Source organism: Neisseria sp. HMSC065D04, from assembly GCF_001815675.1.
Lineage (GTDB): Bacteria > Pseudomonadota > Gammaproteobacteria > Burkholderiales > Neisseriaceae > Neisseria.
In genome coordinates this window covers 11,459-11,940 of record NZ_KV821539.1, presented here as the reverse complement: position 1 = coordinate 11,940, position 482 = coordinate 11,459, and the positions used below count along the sequence as shown (strand labels likewise).

The window sequence follows — 482 nt, the reverse complement described above, 5'->3', positions numbered from 1 at the left end:
GGGGTCGTCTGAAAAGTTTCAGACGACCCCTTTTCAACATAACGGGCAGGCTTGTCTTGTTTCCCAACCGATAGCAAAAGAATGGGAAAGAGCAGCTTTCGGCTACGCGGCATACAGTCCGCAAATCATGCTTTCCCGACAGACCAAAGGAAAACCGTTTACCCGATACGACTGCGCCCGTTTTGAGGTTTGCACCTTATCGCACAAACCCGATCCAATCAAAAAAGGTCGTCTGAAACTTTTCAGACGACCTTTGCTTTGACTTCCGACAGCTTGGGGATTAAAACAGCCCGAGCTTATTTTTTAATCGCGGTACGCATATTGTCGGCGATGTGGGTAGCGCCAGCGGTTAGACCGGACATACCGATCAGCGATGCGGCGGCGAGTTTGATCAATTCTTTCATTTTGAGTCTCTTTCTTGTGTTTGTGTTGCGGATGTTATAGTGGCTTAACTTTAAACCGGTACGGCGTTACCTCGCCTT

Annotated in this window: 1 pseudogene; it reads left to right on the top strand. The window is 48.5% G+C overall.

The features are described from left to right. Nucleotides 1-262: pseudogene (locus tag HMPREF3050_RS14660) on the top strand (hypothetical protein); the annotation flags it as partial. Nucleotides 263-482 lie beyond the last annotated feature (220 nt).